The organism is Escherichia sp. E1V33 (assembly GCF_004211955.1).
GTDB lineage: Bacteria > Pseudomonadota > Gammaproteobacteria > Enterobacterales > Enterobacteriaceae > Escherichia.
In genome coordinates, this window is the sequence record NZ_RHJI01000017.1 from 154,516 (window position 1) to 169,365 (window position 14,850).

General features: G+C 53.3%; 13 protein-coding genes and 1 pseudogene. 7 read left to right on the plus strand and 7 right to left on the minus strand.

Annotated elements, in window-relative coordinates; all coding sequences use genetic code 11:
* Positions 1-151: 151 nt before the first annotated feature.
* The 3 genes from proP to crfC form a co-directional block, all read right to left on the minus strand.
* On the minus strand, positions 152-1,654 hold the full coding sequence (gene proP, locus D9742_RS16245) for a glycine betaine/L-proline transporter ProP (RefSeq protein WP_130237575.1): 1,503 nt from the start codon (positions 1,652-1,654) through the stop codon (positions 152-154).
* Between the two features lie 262 nt (positions 1,655-1,916).
* Positions 1,917-2,795, minus strand: a complete 879-nt coding sequence (locus tag D9742_RS16250; RefSeq protein WP_130237576.1) for a diguanylate cyclase regulator RdcB family protein — start codon at positions 2,793-2,795, stop codon at positions 1,917-1,919.
* A complete protein-coding gene (crfC, locus tag D9742_RS16255) occupies positions 2,792-5,020 on the minus strand; it encodes a clamp-binding protein CrfC (RefSeq protein ID WP_130237577.1) in 2,229 nt (742 codons plus the stop codon). Before crfC ends, D9742_RS16250 begins: the two co-directional genes overlap by 4 nt.
* 396 nt (positions 5,021-5,416) lie before the next feature.
* Here crfC and D9742_RS16260 point away from each other — a divergent pair, with 396 nt between their 5' ends.
* Complete coding sequence (locus D9742_RS16260) at positions 5,417-5,752, plus strand: zinc ribbon domain-containing protein YjdM (RefSeq protein ID WP_001300891.1); 336 nt, start codon at positions 5,417-5,419, stop codon at positions 5,750-5,752.
* 85 nt (positions 5,753-5,837) lie between these two features.
* Here D9742_RS16260 and D9742_RS23705 read toward each other — a convergent pair.
* Positions 5,838-5,957 (minus strand): annotated as a pseudogene (locus tag D9742_RS23705) (hypothetical protein); the annotation flags it as partial.
* 54 nt (positions 5,958-6,011) lie between these two features.
* Between D9742_RS23705 and yjdN the strand changes: the two are divergent.
* Complete coding sequence (gene yjdN / locus D9742_RS16265; protein ID WP_130237578.1) at positions 6,012-6,446, plus strand: VOC family metalloprotein YjdN; 435 nt, start codon at positions 6,012-6,014, stop codon at positions 6,444-6,446.
* A gap of 47 nt (positions 6,447-6,493) precedes the next feature.
* On the plus strand, positions 6,494-6,928 hold the full coding sequence (gene phnO, locus D9742_RS16270) for an aminoalkylphosphonate N-acetyltransferase (RefSeq protein ID WP_130237579.1): 435 nt from the start codon (positions 6,494-6,496) through the stop codon (positions 6,926-6,928).
* A 231-nt stretch (positions 6,929-7,159) separates the two neighbouring features.
* Here the strand turns inward: phnO and yjdP are convergent, their stop codons facing one another.
* The 3 genes from yjdP to D9742_RS16285 form a co-directional block, all read right to left on the minus strand.
* Positions 7,160-7,489 (minus strand): DDRRRQL repeat protein YjdP, encoded by a 330-nt coding sequence (gene yjdP / locus D9742_RS16275; protein WP_032282011.1) that lies wholly within the window; start codon positions 7,487-7,489, stop codon positions 7,160-7,162.
* A 68-nt stretch (positions 7,490-7,557) separates the two neighbouring features.
* Positions 7,558-8,190 (minus strand): GNAT family N-acetyltransferase, encoded by a 633-nt coding sequence (locus D9742_RS16280; protein ID WP_130237580.1) that lies wholly within the window; start codon positions 8,188-8,190, stop codon positions 7,558-7,560.
* A gap of 80 nt (positions 8,191-8,270) precedes the next feature.
* Positions 8,271-10,535: a hybrid sensor histidine kinase/response regulator gene (locus D9742_RS16285; RefSeq protein WP_130237581.1), complete on the minus strand. Its 2,265-nt coding sequence runs from the start codon at positions 10,533-10,535 to the stop codon at positions 8,271-8,273.
* A gap of 113 nt (positions 10,536-10,648) precedes the next feature.
* Between D9742_RS16285 and D9742_RS16295 the strand changes: the two genes are divergently transcribed.
* Genes D9742_RS16295 through D9742_RS16310 form a run of 4 tightly spaced genes read left to right on the plus strand, consistent with a single transcriptional unit; the run spans position 10,649 to position 14,838 of the window.
* Positions 10,649-12,169: an ATP-binding cassette domain-containing protein gene (locus D9742_RS16295; protein ID WP_001089398.1), complete on the plus strand. Its 1,521-nt coding sequence runs from the start codon at positions 10,649-10,651 to the stop codon at positions 12,167-12,169.
* On the plus strand, positions 12,166-13,140 hold the full coding sequence (locus D9742_RS16300; RefSeq protein WP_000213467.1) for a ribose ABC transporter permease: 975 nt from the start codon (positions 12,166-12,168) through the stop codon (positions 13,138-13,140). The genes D9742_RS16295 and D9742_RS16300 overlap by 4 nt, the downstream gene beginning before the upstream one ends.
* 18 nt (positions 13,141-13,158) lie before the next feature.
* Positions 13,159-14,100 carry an ABC transporter substrate-binding protein gene (locus D9742_RS16305; RefSeq protein ID WP_001237475.1) on the plus strand — a complete coding sequence of 314 codons (942 nt, stop codon included), beginning with the start codon at positions 13,159-13,161 and terminating at the stop codon, positions 14,098-14,100.
* Positions 14,101-14,154: 54 nt separating this feature from the next.
* Entirely contained in the window at positions 14,155-14,838 is a 684-nt protein-coding gene (locus D9742_RS16310; RefSeq protein WP_130237582.1) for a D-lyxose/D-mannose family sugar isomerase, read from the plus strand.
* The last annotated feature ends 12 nt before the right edge of the window (positions 14,839-14,850 follow it).

Sequence of the window (14,850 nt, forward strand, 5' to 3'; positions counted from 1 at the left end):
ACACAGTAGTTAAACGTTCATAAATATGGTTTTTCATTGCACTCTCCTCCGTTAACCTGGAGGAGAGTATGCGCATCAGAGATTAAGTGAACCTTAAGAGTTCAGTTGCAGGCCTGATAAGACAGCGTCGCATCAGGAAAACCATTTCAGGTTACTCATCAATACGCGGATGTTGCTGCACCAGGCGAGAACGTTTCGCCTGCAAATCGGCAATCTCGTGGTCGATATTCTCGATTTTTTGCTCGATATTATCGTAATGCTCACCGAGAATTTCTTTCGCTTCCTGCAAATCCGATGCCGCTGGCGTCGCGCCTTTCAATGGACGATTCGCCGTTTCTTTCATGGTCACGCCGGTAATTAAACCAATCACCGCCACCACCATCAGGTAATAGGCAGGCATCATCAGATTCTGCGAGCTTTCGACCAGCCAGGCCGCCAGTGTTGGCGTCAGACCGGCAATCAGCACCGAAATATTAAATGCCGCCGCCAGCGCACTGTAACGGATATGCGTCGGGAACATCGCTGGCAGCGTTGAGGCCATAACACCCGTAAAGCAGTTAAGGATCACTGCCAGCATCAACAACCCGGCGAAAATCAAGCCGATGATATTACTGTTAATCAGGATGAACGCGGGGATCGCCAACGCAAACAGCGCAACACTACCGAGGATCACAAACGGACGACGGCCAAAACGGTCACTAAGCAGCCCCATCACCGGTTGCACAAACAGCATACCAATCATAATGGCGATAATAATCAGCACTCCGTGGTCTTCGGAGTAGTGCAGGTTGTGCGACAAATAACTCGGCATATAGGTCAGCAGCATGTAGTAAGTGACGTTGGTGGCAATCACCAGGCCAATACACGTCAACAGACTGCGCCAGTGTTTAGTGGCAATCTCTTTAAACGAGACTTTCGGACCATCCTGCAAACCTTCTCGGTCGCCCTGCTCCAGTTTCTCAACATGTTGCTGGAAAGCAGGCGTCTCTTCCAGAGCGTGGCGCAAGTAAAGCCCGATAATCCCTAAAGGCAGAGCGATAAAGAACGGAATACGCCAGCCCCAGTCGAGGAAGTTTTCTTCACCAACGATGGTCGAAATTAACACCACCACGCCCGCACCCAGTACAAACCCGGCAATAGAACCGAAATCCAGCCAACTGCCCATAAAGCCGCGTTTACGGTCAGGGGAGTATTCCGCAACAAATATCGACGCCCCGGTATATTCGCCCCCCACCGAGAATCCTTGCGCCATCTTACAGATCAACAACAGAATCGGTGCCCAAATACCAATAGAGGCGTAGGACGGTATTAAGCCAATACAGAACGTACTGATCGACATAATCACAATGGTGATCGCAAGGATCTTCTGGCGACCATATTTATCGCCCAACATACCGAAGAAGAGCCCGCCAAGCGGTCGAATCAGAAAGGGAACGGAGAAAGTGGCAAGTGCAGCAACCATCTGCACGCTGGGGTCAGCCCCCGGGAAAAAGACTTTACCTAATGCGTAGGCAACAAAACCATAAACACCAAAATCGAACCATTCCATCGCATTACCCAGCGATGCTGCGGTAATGGCTTTGCGCAGTTTACCGTCATCAATAATAGTGACATCACGAAGGGTAATCGGTTTTACTTTTTTCCTTTTCAGCATAGCTTTCCTCGCAGAGTAAGCCCATTTCCGCACACGTCAGGCAAATGGCGTGGCGCCCGCAAAAGGGAAGCGGGAATTGCAGGGTGCAATCTCTGTAACAAGCGTAGCGGGTTTACTTACACGTTCCGATTAAGAATTGTACAACCAAACCAGTTGACGCCTGAATTGGGCAGTTAATGACCTTTTTACCCTACCAGCGTTTAAATTTGTGATCAACTTCACACATGGATTTCGTTAAACACCCACTAACGTAACCAATTATTTACACATGGTTTACAGAGAGGATTTCCTCGACCATTGCATCCACCAGACGTTGCGCTGAACAGAGTCGTGGCATCCCCACCGCGACAGTTTGCCAGCGTTGGGTCACCGACCAACAAACGGGCTGTTTATCTGCATCGGACCACTTACCCAACCAACCTAAAAAGTCAGCATGTTCCTCACCGCTTAGAGCTGTAGGTGATGTGAACCACTGGTGATAATAATGACGAGTAGTCGGTGCCGCGTTGATACTTTCAGCCAGATATTGCGTCGCTTTCACGCGCAAATCATCAAGCAACAACGCTGCCGCTTGCGGACTTCCCAGACGGCAGGCATCGCCGAACGCCCCCCAGCGCAGTTCTTCCAGAACGATGAAACAACGTCCAGGCAGCGACCAACTGTCATACGCACCGGCGCGCCAGCGAGTAAGAATTTGCTCGCTCTGTTCGCCGGCCTGCACCAGTAACCCTCGTTGCGTTAACGCTTTTTCCTTCCAGTGACAACGAGCTGAAAACCACTCATATAAAGCGGTAATTTGCTGCGGGAGTTCCGGGAAAGCGGATTGTGGGCGGAGATCCCTTTTTTGCAGTAACGCCAGATACTGTGCGATCTGTGTCAACGCCAGATGACCGGGATCAAGCATGGCCGCCAGTTTTTCCACCAATGCCAGGCGCAGACTAAGCGGCGCGTTTAACATTCCGGCATTCGCCCACGTCTGAAGCTGTGTGCGAGCAAGGATCTCCTGCATCAGCCGTTCGCGAAACTGCTGCTGATGGGCTTGCGGATGGCGGGTATCATCGCCCAGCGCCAAATCCACTAAAAAGCGGGAATGAACCGACTCCAGTACGCGACCGGGGCCGTCCAGTAACGTCTTTGTCAATACTGTTCTGCCGTGAAAAGAGTTTGAATATCATCGCGTAACAACTGAGAGTCCGTATAAATCCAGCCGTGCGTTGTTGCAGTCTGCTGCAATTGCTGCTGCATTATTTTCACCACGGATTCATTTTGCTGTCGCAAAGCCAGACTTTCGCGTAAACGCGTGTGTAATTCCGTCAAACATACAGCGAAATCAGCGAAAAATGTGCTCATTCCTTCCGTGACAGAATCATCGACCTGAACCGCTAAAACTTTAGCCATTTGTTGGCAATAGAGGTCAATTTCTGCGGTTAACGTACGTTGTAGCACACTGTAATCAACGGTCTTCGTCGGGGATTTCTCACTACTCCGTCCCCAGTCTGGTTGATTCAACCAGCGCGAGAAAGTCTCACGTACAACACCTAAACGGGTGACCTGCTCATCTGGTATTTCCTGGAGTGATATTGCATCGCTGAATAGCTGACGAGTATTGAAGTGGGGAACCACACTGCGAAAAACAGGAAACTCAAATCCAGGGCGAAATCCAGACTCACTCAATGCCAGTTTAATCCGTTGCTCAATGGGACGAATAACATCGGTTAGTACCCGGCAAAGGGTTGATTCCAGTTCAGCAAAACGCAGCGTGAAATCCCGGCTGATTTGGGTCTGCGCCGTCTGTAACAGTGTCTCGCAGCGAGTACGAATCTCGCTTAATGGCCACGAATCATGTTGAAACAGCGCGGCTAACTGGGCATTCACCTCATCTTGCTGCTGACGCAAAAAGTCGTTGGCTGATGCCAGGGCCAGCTCAATTTCATGTTGAACCTCACCGCTCACCTGTGCCTGATTGAGTTGCAATAGCTGCAAATTGTCTTCGAGTTGGTGGATATTTTGCCGCAATTGTTCGCAGGCGACAGTCAGGCCGTGGGCGCGAAAATCAAGGTACTCCCGCGCCTGCTGAGCGTAATTCAACAATTTATGCGAGGCAGAACGCAGAGCGTACAACGACGCGTTAGCATACGCGGCATGAAGCAACGCCTGCACCGGCTGTTCGAATAACGAGTCTTCCCACAATTGCTCAACTGCATGGCGAATATGGTCGATATCCTCCAGATCCGCGTTACGCCAGCGCCTGCCGAGCGCCGCATGGGCAAAATCCTCCACCCAGCGTTGCTGTTGAGGGTCCGGCAGTCTGCCGCTGTTAGCTAACTCATGGCGAGCCCGATTCGCCAGATAGCCCCACATCGACGATACCGGAAATATCTGCCCTGGCGTAACGCAGCCTTTCATCAACGTCCCGGAAATCAGCGCCCGCACCTGTTCGGCATCGTCGCTGTTACGATCCTGCTGATCAAATTTATTGACCAATACATACAGCGGCACCGACTTGCCGACGGCCATAACCGCCGCGCGCACCTCTTCATCGGAGATCGATTTCAGTTGCGTATAATCCATCACTACCAGCACCGCAGAAGCGCGCGCCAGCTGCTCATTAAGCATTTTTTGCAGATGTGGTTGCCCGGCTTCGTTTGGCCCGGGAGTATCCAGTAATGTTAACTGCCCCGGATAACTTTCCAGCCCCGCCAGATGGACGAACTCCACTTCAATCACCGGGATATGTTCAATGGCGGCGTAAGCAGAAAAAGGAAAATCGACGTCCAGCGCTTTCGCCAGGCGCACCAAATCATTCAAACTTTTCAGACAATGAAAAATAGGCTGGGCGCCCAGGTAATATTTTTCGAAAGCGACACCATTTTCGATCCGCTGCATAAGTGCACGCATATCTTTATCTATTTCCAGCAGATCGGTCAGATGCTTAATATCGTAATCACGCAGGCGCTGTTGTAATTGTTGGATTAAACGGTCAATTGGCGTGACATGCGAAAAATGCAGCACCGGTTCTTTTTGCCCCGGCGTATGGCGAATAAGCGTTGGCAGCGCAGTCATAGGGCGATTGCGATTAGGAAGAACTTCAGTGCCAACAATGGCATTAATGGTAGTTGATTTCCCTGCTTTCATAGTGCCGACAATCGCCAGCACCATTTCGAGACGGGAAATTTTACGCAGCTCATTATTCAGCATCGCGTGACGCTCGACGATATTATGCTGACTCCAGGGTAAAGTCAGAGGCGGTGCCTCTTCTCCAGGTACAGTGAGAGGCATTTTTTCCAGTAACTGCAACTGTTGTCGGGAAAGCAGTAACAGGCGTTCTGCCTCCTGACTTAACTCATATATTGTCTGTGTGCACATGGAAAGTTCTTCCTTAAAGCAAATTTTATTACTTTTATTTAGCCAGATCGTTTTTTAGTTCTGTTTTCGGCTTTTATAATTACTACGGGAAATAATTTATATTTAATTTGTTGTTTTTATTAGAATGACGAAGCCTCTTCCGACACGTTTAAACGTCAGAAAGATAAAAAACAATTAAATAAAAAAAGAACAAGAATAAAGTTAACCTTATCTCAAATAATAAACTGAGGCAAAAATATTATTTTCTTTTTGACTTCTCTTTCAAATGAAAACGATCGTCGTCTAAAATCAGCAGTACCCCCGACAAACTCAGGGATTTTGTGTATAATTGCGGCCTTTTTCGGCAATCTGCCGTTTTTTGGCGCTTTTGCCCCGCTGACTTTTGAGGAAATCCACATGTCATTACCACACTGCCCAAAATGCAACTCCGAATACACTTACGAAGATAACGGCATGTACATCTGCCCGGAATGCGCCTACGAATGGAACGACGCAGAACCTGCACAGGAAAGTGACGAGCTGATCGTTAAAGATGCTAACGGCAACCTGCTGGCTGACGGCGACAGCGTTACCATCATTAAAGATCTGAAGGTGAAGGGTAGCTCTTCGATGCTGAAGATCGGTACCAAAGTGAAAAACATCCGTCTGGTTGAAGGCGACCATAACATCGACTGCAAAATCGACGGTTTTGGTCCGATGAAACTGAAATCTGAGTTCGTTAAAAAGAACTGATTGTATTGTGATCGGTAGGCGGGATAAGGCGTTTACGCCGCATCCGGCAACGGTGCCAGATGCCTGATGCGACGCTTACGCGTCTTATCAGGCCTACAAATTCTCGCGCCATCCGTAGGCCGGATAAGGCGCTCGCGCCGCATCCGGCAACGGTGCCAAATGCCTGATGCGACGCTTGACGCGTCTTATCAGGCCTCCCCCTCACCTGTACAAATTTCGAACTACACTTAACAGGCTTCTCTTAACTGAGGTCACCATCATGCCGTTAAGTCCCTACATCTCTTTTGCCGGTAACTGTTCCGACGCGATTGCTTATTATCAACGCACATTGGGCGCGGAACTGCTCTATAAAATCAGCTTTGGTGAAATGCCGAAATCAGCGCAGGAAAGCGCCGAAGGCTGCCCTTCTGGTATGCAATTTCCCGATACTGCCATCGCCCATGCTAACGTGCGCATTGCTGGTAGCGATATCATGATGAGCGATGCCATACCATCAGGAAAAGCCAGCTACTCCGGCTTTACGTTGGTGCTCGATTCGCAACAGGTCGAAGAAGGAAAACAGTGGTTTGATAACCTTGCCGCCAACGGAAAAATCGAAATGGACTGGCAGGAAACCTTCTGGGCGCATGGCTTCGGCAAAGTCACCGATAAATTTGGCGTGCCGTGGATGATTAATGTCGTCAAACAACAATGACAGCAGCCTGCGCCCACTGACGCTGATTCATCCGAAGGATAAACACCATGCCTGCATGCGAGCTTCGCCCGGCCACGCAGTACGACACCGATGCGGTTTACGCGCTGATTTGTGAGCTAAAACAGGCGGAGATTGACCACCACGCCTTTCGCGTGGGCTTTAACGCCAACCTGCGCGACCCGAATATGCGCTACCATCTGGCGCTGCTGGATGGCGAAGTTGTCGGCATGATCGGCCTGCATTTGCAGTTTCATCTGCATCATGTCAACTGGATTGGCGAAATCCAGGAGCTGGTGGTGATGCCACAGGCACGTGGTTTGAACGTTGGTAGCAAGTTGCTGGCGTGGGCGGAAGAAGAAGCCCGCCAGGCCGGGGCCGAAATGACCGAGCTTTCTACCAACGTGAAACGCCACGACGCGCACCGGTTTTATCTGCGCGAAGGCTACGAGCAGAGCCATTTCCGCTTCACTAAGGTGCTGTAACATGAGCCTCCCGGCGGCGCACGGCCGGGGATGGCGTGATGGAGTTGGCCATCTGCGCGCTGCCCCTCTCCCCATTGGGGCGAGGGAGAAAACCAGCGCATACTTTAATATCGAGCACAATCGATCCCAACCAGACATTCGGTTCTGAACTTAAACTCTGGCACAATCGGTCCCCTCGCCCCTCTGGGGAGAGGGTTAGGGTGAGGGGCAGTGCCAGTACCCGAGCCTACATCACCGCCCATACTCATCTTCCATTCTCCGCTCTTCATCTTCCAGTTGCCGACGCTCCTGATCAAGCTGGCGCTGGCGATCGTCCAGCTGCCTGCGGCGATCTTCAAACTGGCGGCGGCGGTCGTCATATTGTCTGCGCCGATCGTCGCTCACTTCACGCTGCCAGCCGTCGTCGCGCGAATCTTCATAGTCTCGCCCACGGTCAGGGTTATAAGCGTCGTTAATCGCCTGCTGAATATTGCCAATGGTGTCGTCGATAATATCGGCCTGGGCCGGAACGGTGGTCAGCGTGAGCAGGGTGAAAAGAAAGAGCGTGGAGTAAGGTTTCATAAGCCAGTCTCTGCAATGGACTGGCTTAACGTTAATTGAGTGTGAATGACCGGAGTAGCGGAGTAATCTCAAATTCGGTAAGGCGCAGACTCTTCCATTAGCCGGTTAGCTCGCTGTTTATTTTCCGCCACCAGCACAATGCCATGACATTTTTGATCCGGTGAAATACTCCAGATACGCTCTTCCGGAATACAGCCGCCATCGTAGATCACTTTCGTGCCATCGTAAGGCCAAAATGCCCCTTGTTCAGTGTCTAATACAAACACGGAAATCTGATCGGACTCGCGCGCGATCTTCTGCCAGAGCATCTTCCCGCCATCATATTGATCAAAATCGCTGATTAGCGTGATACCGCATTGCAGGATTAGCGCTTCATACAGCCGCGTTGCCAGACCTTTATCGCGCTCACCAAGAGAGACACAAATACCTTCAACCTGTACCAGATCCGAGTCTTCCCACCAGCGTTCAACGACAATGATATCGCTGCCGAACTCTTTTTTACGCTGCAGATCGAGAGCGGCAAGTACCCGATGACGCGGCACGCCTGCAAAAACTTCGATGTCCGCTTCAATGATGGCCGCTCTGGGCGTCTGGCTGTCATAAATTACCTGTAACAGACGCCCGGAAAGCTCGATCTCTTCCACCACGCGAAAAGAACGAGCAACCGTCATGGGGCTATAGGTGGTTGGCATCACGATCATATGTGAATCACTTCAATTCTGAACAGAATTGCTCACAATAGCAGCACGTTTGCTCCAGGCCTCTTGATAAATTCTGAAAATCATCCCTCAATTTGCCCCAGCGCCTGCGCCAGCTGCGCACGGGTAAAGGGTTTGCGCAGCTGCGCCACATCGGGCAGCGCGGGGTTATGGCTGGGACGTAAATCCTGACCGCTGATGAGTAGCAGCGTCAGGTGCGGGTAAAGTTTGCGGGCCGCATTGATTACTTCTGCGCCGCTCATGCCGCCAGGAAGCATTAAATCACTGATAAAGATATCGATTTCCGCTGATGCCGCCAACAGATCCAGCGCCTGTTCGCCGCTGCTCGCTTCCAGTGTCAAATAGCCCAGCAGATGCAACTGCTCGCAGATGGTCTGGCGCACCGCCACTTCATCTTCCAGCACTAACACCAGTTTATCGCCGCTGACGGCTGTCTGTTCTACCGTCGCTGGCGATAGGTTTTTCGCTGCCGTCAGCGCGCGGGGAAGCTGTAATCTGACCGTTGTCCCCTGCCCCGGCGCGCTTTCGATTTCTACGCGCCCACCGGACTGGCGCACAAAACCATAGACCATCGACAAGCCCAGCCCGCTGCCGCTCCCCGTCTGTTTGGTGGTAAAGAACGGCTCAAATACCTGGCTTTTCACCGCCTGCGACATACCGCTGCCATGATCGATAACCTCCAGTGCCACCATGTCCTGACGCTGCCCACTGCTGCGAGTAACGCGCTGATTCCAGGTACGAATTTTGATGATTCCCGTCTGCCCTTCCATCGCGTCACGGGCGTTCATCACCAGGTTGATGATGGCATTTTCCAGTTGGCTGACGTCAATCCACGCGGGCCACGCCGGAGACTGCGCTTCAATCTCCAGCGCCAGCGTTGCCGGTAAGGAGTGGCGCATTAATTCGCTTAACTCTTCCAGCAATGTTTTCAGTTCAACGGCTTGCGGATGTAAGGACTGCTTGCGGGAAAACGCCAGCCGTCGTTGTGTCAGTAGCGCCCCACGTTCGGCAGCTTGCAGCGCCCGCTGTATTCGCGGCGCGTCTGGCGAGTCCGGATTCACCAGTTCCAGGCTGCCAATAATCACCGCCAGCAGATTATTAAAATCATGGGCCAGCCCGCCCGTCAGTTGCCCGACCGCTTTCAGTTTCTGGCTGTGTAATAGCGCCTCTTCCAACCCCTGCCGCTCAGTTTGGGCAATCTCCATCTGCGTGGTCTTCTCTTTTAGCAGCCGTGAGGTTCGTTCGAGTGACGCGGTATTGCGGGCAAAAACGTTAAAGGCGCGCGCCAGTTCACCCAACTCATCGCGCCGCTGTAACGCCGGAAAAGTGACGTCCGCTTCGCCGTGCGCCAGGCGGCTCATAGCGCGGGAAATCGCCGTCAGGTTAGAGCCGAGATTGCGATAGATATACCAACCTGCAAACGCAGTGATCACCACCGCTAACAGGGCGAAAATCATGATCACCCTCTCGCCGGAGCGCAGATCCTGGTAACTTTGCGCCACCCGCTGACCGGAGAGCGTCGCCACCTGTTCGGCGTACCGGTTGATGTCGCCATTAAGGATCGCCACCAGCGCTTTGATGTGAAACATATACCAGCTGATTGCCAGATCGCTTTGCTCCAGAGCGGCTGAAAGCGGCGCGAGTTTACGCAGTTCACGATTAAAATCAGTGAGTAGCGTATTAACCAACGGCGTATCGCTGTGGGTCGGTAATGCAGACATCACCCCGACCAGTTGATGAATAATCGCCTGTGGCGCGGGCGTGGCAATAGCGGCAACAATCAGTCGGTTCATCTCGTTAAGCAAAATATCATCTTGCGCGTGAGTGACTTTTTGCAGATGCCGCAGATAACTTAAGTTTTGATATAGCGAACTTAACAGCGCGTTGCGCTCCAGATGCCGCCTTTGCCCGCGCTCCAGCATTCCACCGACGCTGGTTTGCAGTTCGTTGCTACGCGTGATGATGCGCGTCACCAGCCCGGCTTCCTGCTGCGCTAAAGGCGCGTTCGCCAGTTGTGCAAGCGAGCTTTTTAATGCCCGCTGTGTCTCCTGCAACCGCTCGGCTTCGCCTTTATATTCCAGCGCTCCCACCACCTGTGACAATCGCACCGCCGCCGTCGCCACGTTTGCCGTGTCGCGCGCCAGATTCAGGCTGCCGGTCATATCATCCACCGTTTGCTGCTGCACCTGCTCCTGCATCTGGCTGGCATGACGAAAGCCCATTACCGCCACGCCGCTGACCATCAACGTCACCGCCACCACCAGCAAATTCAAAAGCAGCAATCGCCCGCGCGCGCTGGCAAAAAAGTGACGTCCGGGGTGCGCCATATCACGCTCCGTGAAGAAAAATCGCAATATGACAAATATGAACGGCTTCTGACATTTTGCATTTACTTTCCTGTGATGGAGTGCTGATATCGACAACCTCGCAGGAGTCCGCCATGAACAGCACGCCAGTTCTGGAGATGCGCAATATTGCCAAAGCCTTCGGCAAATTTTATGCGCTCAAAGGGGTGGATTTGACGGTCTACCCTGGCGAGATCCATGCCCTGATGGGGGAAAACGGCGCGGGAAAAAGCACGCTGATGAAGGTGCTGGCGGGGGCGTATACCGCCACCAGCGGCGAGATCCTGATAGACGGCAAGCCCTTTCACATTCGCACGCCAAAAGATGCCTTAAGTGCCGGTATTACACTGATTTATCAGGAGATGCAGCTGGCACCCAATTTGACGGTGGCAGAGAACATTTTCCTCGGTAGCGAGCTTTCCCACGGCGGGCTGGTGCAGCGTAAAGAGATGCTGGTGCAGGCGCAAAGAGTGATCGACCGCCTCGGCGCGCAGTTTAACGCCAGCGATAAAGTCATGATGCTGACCATTGCCGAGCAACAGCAGGTCGAAATCGCCCGCGCGCTGCATCGCAACAGCCGCATTCTGGTGATGGACGAACCCACCGCTGCCCTCTCCTCCCGTGAAACTCACCGTCTGTTTGAACTGATTATGCGGCTGCGCGACGAAGGGATGGCGATTATCTACATTAGCCACCGCATGGCGGAAGTGTATGAGCTTTCCGATCGCGTCAGCGTGCTGCGCGACGGGCAATATGTTGGCAGCCTGACCCGCGATAACCTCAACGCCGGGGAGCTGGTGCGGATGATGGTCGGCAGGCCACTGAGCGATCTGTTCAATAAAGAGCGCGATATCCCGCTCGGTAAAGCCCGCCTGAATGTTCACCACCTGACCGACGGCGGCAAAGTCCAGCCGAGTAGCCTGCTGGTGCGTTCCGGCGAAATTGTTGGCCTCGCCGGACTGGTAGGTGCCGGACGTTCCGAACTGGCGCAGTTGATCTTCGGCGTGCGGAAAGCGACAGGCGGAATGATTGAAGTCGATGGTGAACCGGTGGTGATCCACTCCCCGCGCGAAGCCATCGATCTTGGCATTGGTTTTCTCACCGAAAATCGCAAAGAACAGGGGCTGTTCCTTGAAATGGCGGCAGCCGAAAACATCACCATGGCGACCCTGGAGCGCGATGCCAGCTGGGGAATGCTCAATCGCAAAAAAGCGCAAACCATTTCCGATGACGCCATCAAGTTGCTCAACATTCGCGTGCCTCATGCCCAGGTACGCGCGGGCGGGCTTTCCGGCGGCAATCAGCAAAAACTGTTGATATCCCGCTGGGTGGCGATTGGCCCGCGCATTTTACTGCTCGATGAACCCACCCGCGGCGTGGACGTTGGCGCCAAAAGTGAGATCTACCGGATCATGAACGAGATGGCGCGCAAGGGCGTGGCGATCCTGATGATCTCCAGCGAACTGCCGGAGATAGTGGGAATGAGCGATCGCGTCTATGTGATGCGCGAAGGCAGCATTGCCGGTGAGTTAAACGGCAAAAACATCACCCAGGAAAACATTATGACCTTAGCGACTGGCGTCAACGACGCCCATTCCCAGGCGGTAACCTCATGACGACCTCTGCAAAAACCTCTGCCAAAAAAATGCTGATGAGCGATCTGATGCAAACGGTCGGCATCTTGCCCATTTTGATCCTGATCGTGGCGGTATTTGGCTTCATCGCGCCAAACTTTTTTACCGAAAGTAACTTACTGAATATTACCCGCCAGGCATCGATCAACATTGTTCTGGCGGCGGGGATGACCTTCATCATTTTGACCGGCGGGATCGATCTTTCCGTGGGTTCGATCCTCGGCACCACAGCGGTGGCGGCGATGGTCGTCTCCCTTAGCCCTGAGTTCGCCATGCTGTCGATCCCGGCAGCGCTAATGCTCGGCCTACTGCTGGGGCTGTTCAACGGCGCGCTGGTGGCCTTTGCCGGATTGCCGCCCTTTATTGTCACACTCGGCACCTATACGGCGCTGCGCGGGGCGGCGTATCTGCTGGCGGACGGCACCACGGTTATCAACTCCAACATTAATTTCGAGTGGATAGGCAACAACTATCTCGGGCCGGTCCCATGGCTGGTGGTGATTGCGCTGGCGGTGATCGTGGTGTGCTGGTTTATTCTGCGCCGCACCACGCTTGGCGTTCATATCTACGCCGTCGGCGGCAATATGCAGGCGGCGCGTCTTACCGGCATTAAGGTCTGGCTGGTGCTGCTGTTTGTTTATGGCATGAGCGGCCTGCTTTCTGGGCTTGGCGGGATTATGAGCGCCTCACGGCTGTACAGCGCCAACGGCAACTTAGGTATGGGGTACGAGCTGGACGCCATTGCGGCGGTGATCCTCGGCGGCACCAGTTTTGTCGGCGGCATCGGCACCATCACCGGCACGCTGGTCGGCGCGCTAATTATCGCCACGCTAAACAACGGCATGACCTTAATGGGCGTCTCTTACTTCTGGCAACTGGTGATCAAAGGGGCGGTGATCATCATTGCGGTGCTGATCGACAAATACCGTACCCGGCACCATCAAAGTGCATAAACACATGAGGAATACAGCATGAGATTGAAGCCCTTAGTGACCGCGCTCTGTGCAGGCGCGCTGCTGGCCGCAGCACCGTTCGCCCAGGCTAAAGAACTGAAATCGATAGGCGTAACGGTGGGCGATCTGGCGAACCCGTTCTTCGTGCAGATCACCAAAGGCGCGGAGCTGGAAGCACGCAAACTGGCAGGCGATAACGTCAAAGTGACGCTGGTTTCCAGCGGCTACGATCTGGGCCAGCAGGTCTCGCAGATAGACAACTTTATCGCCGCTAACGTCGATATGATCATCCTTAACGCTGCCGATTCAAAAGGGATCGGCCCGGCGGTGAAACGGGCGAAAGATGCCGGGATCGTGGTCGTCGCGGTTGACGTAGCGGCAGAAGGTGCCGATGCCACCATCACTTCCGATAACACCCAGGCAGGCGAAATGGCCTGTAAATACATCACCGATCGCCTGAAAGGCAAAGGCAACGTGGTGATCATCAACGGCCCGCCGGTATCCGCCGTGCAAAACCGCGTCGAAGGATGCCAGACTGAATTTAAACGCCATCCTGACATCAAAGTGCTCTCTGACAACCAGAACGCCAAAGGCAGTCGTGAAGGCGGGCTGGAGGTAATGACCGGACTGCTGGCGGCAAATCCGAAGATCGACGGCGTATTTGCGATTAACGATCCCACCGCAATCGGTGCCGATCTGGCAGCAAAACAGGCGCAACGTAACGAGTTCTTTATTGTCGGTGTGGACGGAAGCCCGGACGCCGAAGAGGCGCTCAAGCGTGAGAACTCGTTGTTTGTCGCTACTCCGGCGCAAGATCCCCAGGTGATGGCAGCGAAAGCGGTGGAAATTGGCTACGACATTTTGCAGGGCAAACCTGCGCCGAAAGAGCCGGTGCTGATCCCGGTGACGATGATCGACAAAAACAACGTCGGCAATTACAAAGGCTGGACGGTGAAATAAGTCCACACGCCGGGCGGCGATGCTGCCCGGCCACCGCTAAGGAGAACGCTTTCGATGAAACGCTCCGCTATAAACGACATTCTCGGCCATACACGGCAATTCTTTTCGCAACATGACGTACATCTGCCGCCCTTTGCCAGTTTCACGCCTGCCCAATGGCAGCAGCTCGACACCGCCGCGTGGGAGGAGGTTTTTGATCTCAAACTCGGCTGGGATGTTACCGCTTTTGGTGGCAACAACTTTGCAGCACAGGGGCTGACGCTGTTTACCCTACGTAACGGTTCGCCAAAAGGAATGCCGTATGCGAAATGTTACGCCGAGAAGATCATGCATGTGCGCGATGCGCAGGTAACGCCAATGCATTTTCACTGGCGTAAGCGTGAGGACATTATCAATCGCGGCGGCGGCAATTTGATTGTTGAACTATGGAATGCCGATAGCAACGAGCAAACGGTTGATAGTGACGTTACGGTGGTGATCGACGGCTGCCGCCAGAAACATACTGCAGGCACTCAGTTGCGCCTGTCTCCCGGCGAAAGTATCTGCCTGCCGCCCGGCCTGTATCACAGCTTTTGGGCGGAAACCGGCTTTGGCGATGTTCTGGTTGGCGAAGTCTCTTCTGTCAATGACGACGACCACGATAACCACTTTTTACAGCCACTGGACCGCTACAACCTGATTGACGAAGACGAACCTGCACAGTTGGTATTGTGTAACGAATACCGCCAGTTCCGCTGAATAAGGATAACG

Coding starts and splice junctions, on each gene's coding strand:
- proP (WP_130237575.1), bottom strand. CDS start 1,654: ATGCTGAAAAGGAAAAAAGTAAAACCGATTACCCTTCGTGATGTCACT.
- crfC (WP_130237577.1), bottom strand. CDS start 5,020: ATGTGCACACAGACAATATATGAGTTAAGTCAGGAGGCAGAACGCCTG.
- D9742_RS16260 (WP_001300891.1), top strand. CDS start 5,417: ATGTCATTACCACACTGCCCAAAATGCAACTCCGAATACACTTACGAA.
- yjdN (WP_130237578.1), top strand. CDS start 6,012: ATGCCGTTAAGTCCCTACATCTCTTTTGCCGGTAACTGTTCCGACGCG.
- phnO (WP_130237579.1), top strand. CDS start 6,494: ATGCCTGCATGCGAGCTTCGCCCGGCCACGCAGTACGACACCGATGCG.
- yjdP (WP_032282011.1), bottom strand. CDS start 7,489: ATGAAACCTTACTCCACGCTCTTTCTTTTCACCCTGCTCACGCTGACC.
- D9742_RS16280 (WP_130237580.1), bottom strand. CDS start 8,190: ATGATCGTGATGCCAACCACCTATAGCCCCATGACGGTTGCTCGTTCT.
- D9742_RS16285 (WP_130237581.1), bottom strand. CDS start 10,535: ATGGCGCACCCCGGACGTCACTTTTTTGCCAGCGCGCGCGGGCGATTG.
- D9742_RS16295 (WP_001089398.1), top strand. CDS start 10,649: ATGAACAGCACGCCAGTTCTGGAGATGCGCAATATTGCCAAAGCCTTC.
- D9742_RS16300 (WP_000213467.1), top strand. CDS start 12,166: ATGACGACCTCTGCAAAAACCTCTGCCAAAAAAATGCTGATGAGCGAT.
- D9742_RS16305 (WP_001237475.1), top strand. CDS start 13,159: ATGAGATTGAAGCCCTTAGTGACCGCGCTCTGTGCAGGCGCGCTGCTG.
- D9742_RS16310 (WP_130237582.1), top strand. CDS start 14,155: ATGAAACGCTCCGCTATAAACGACATTCTCGGCCATACACGGCAATTC.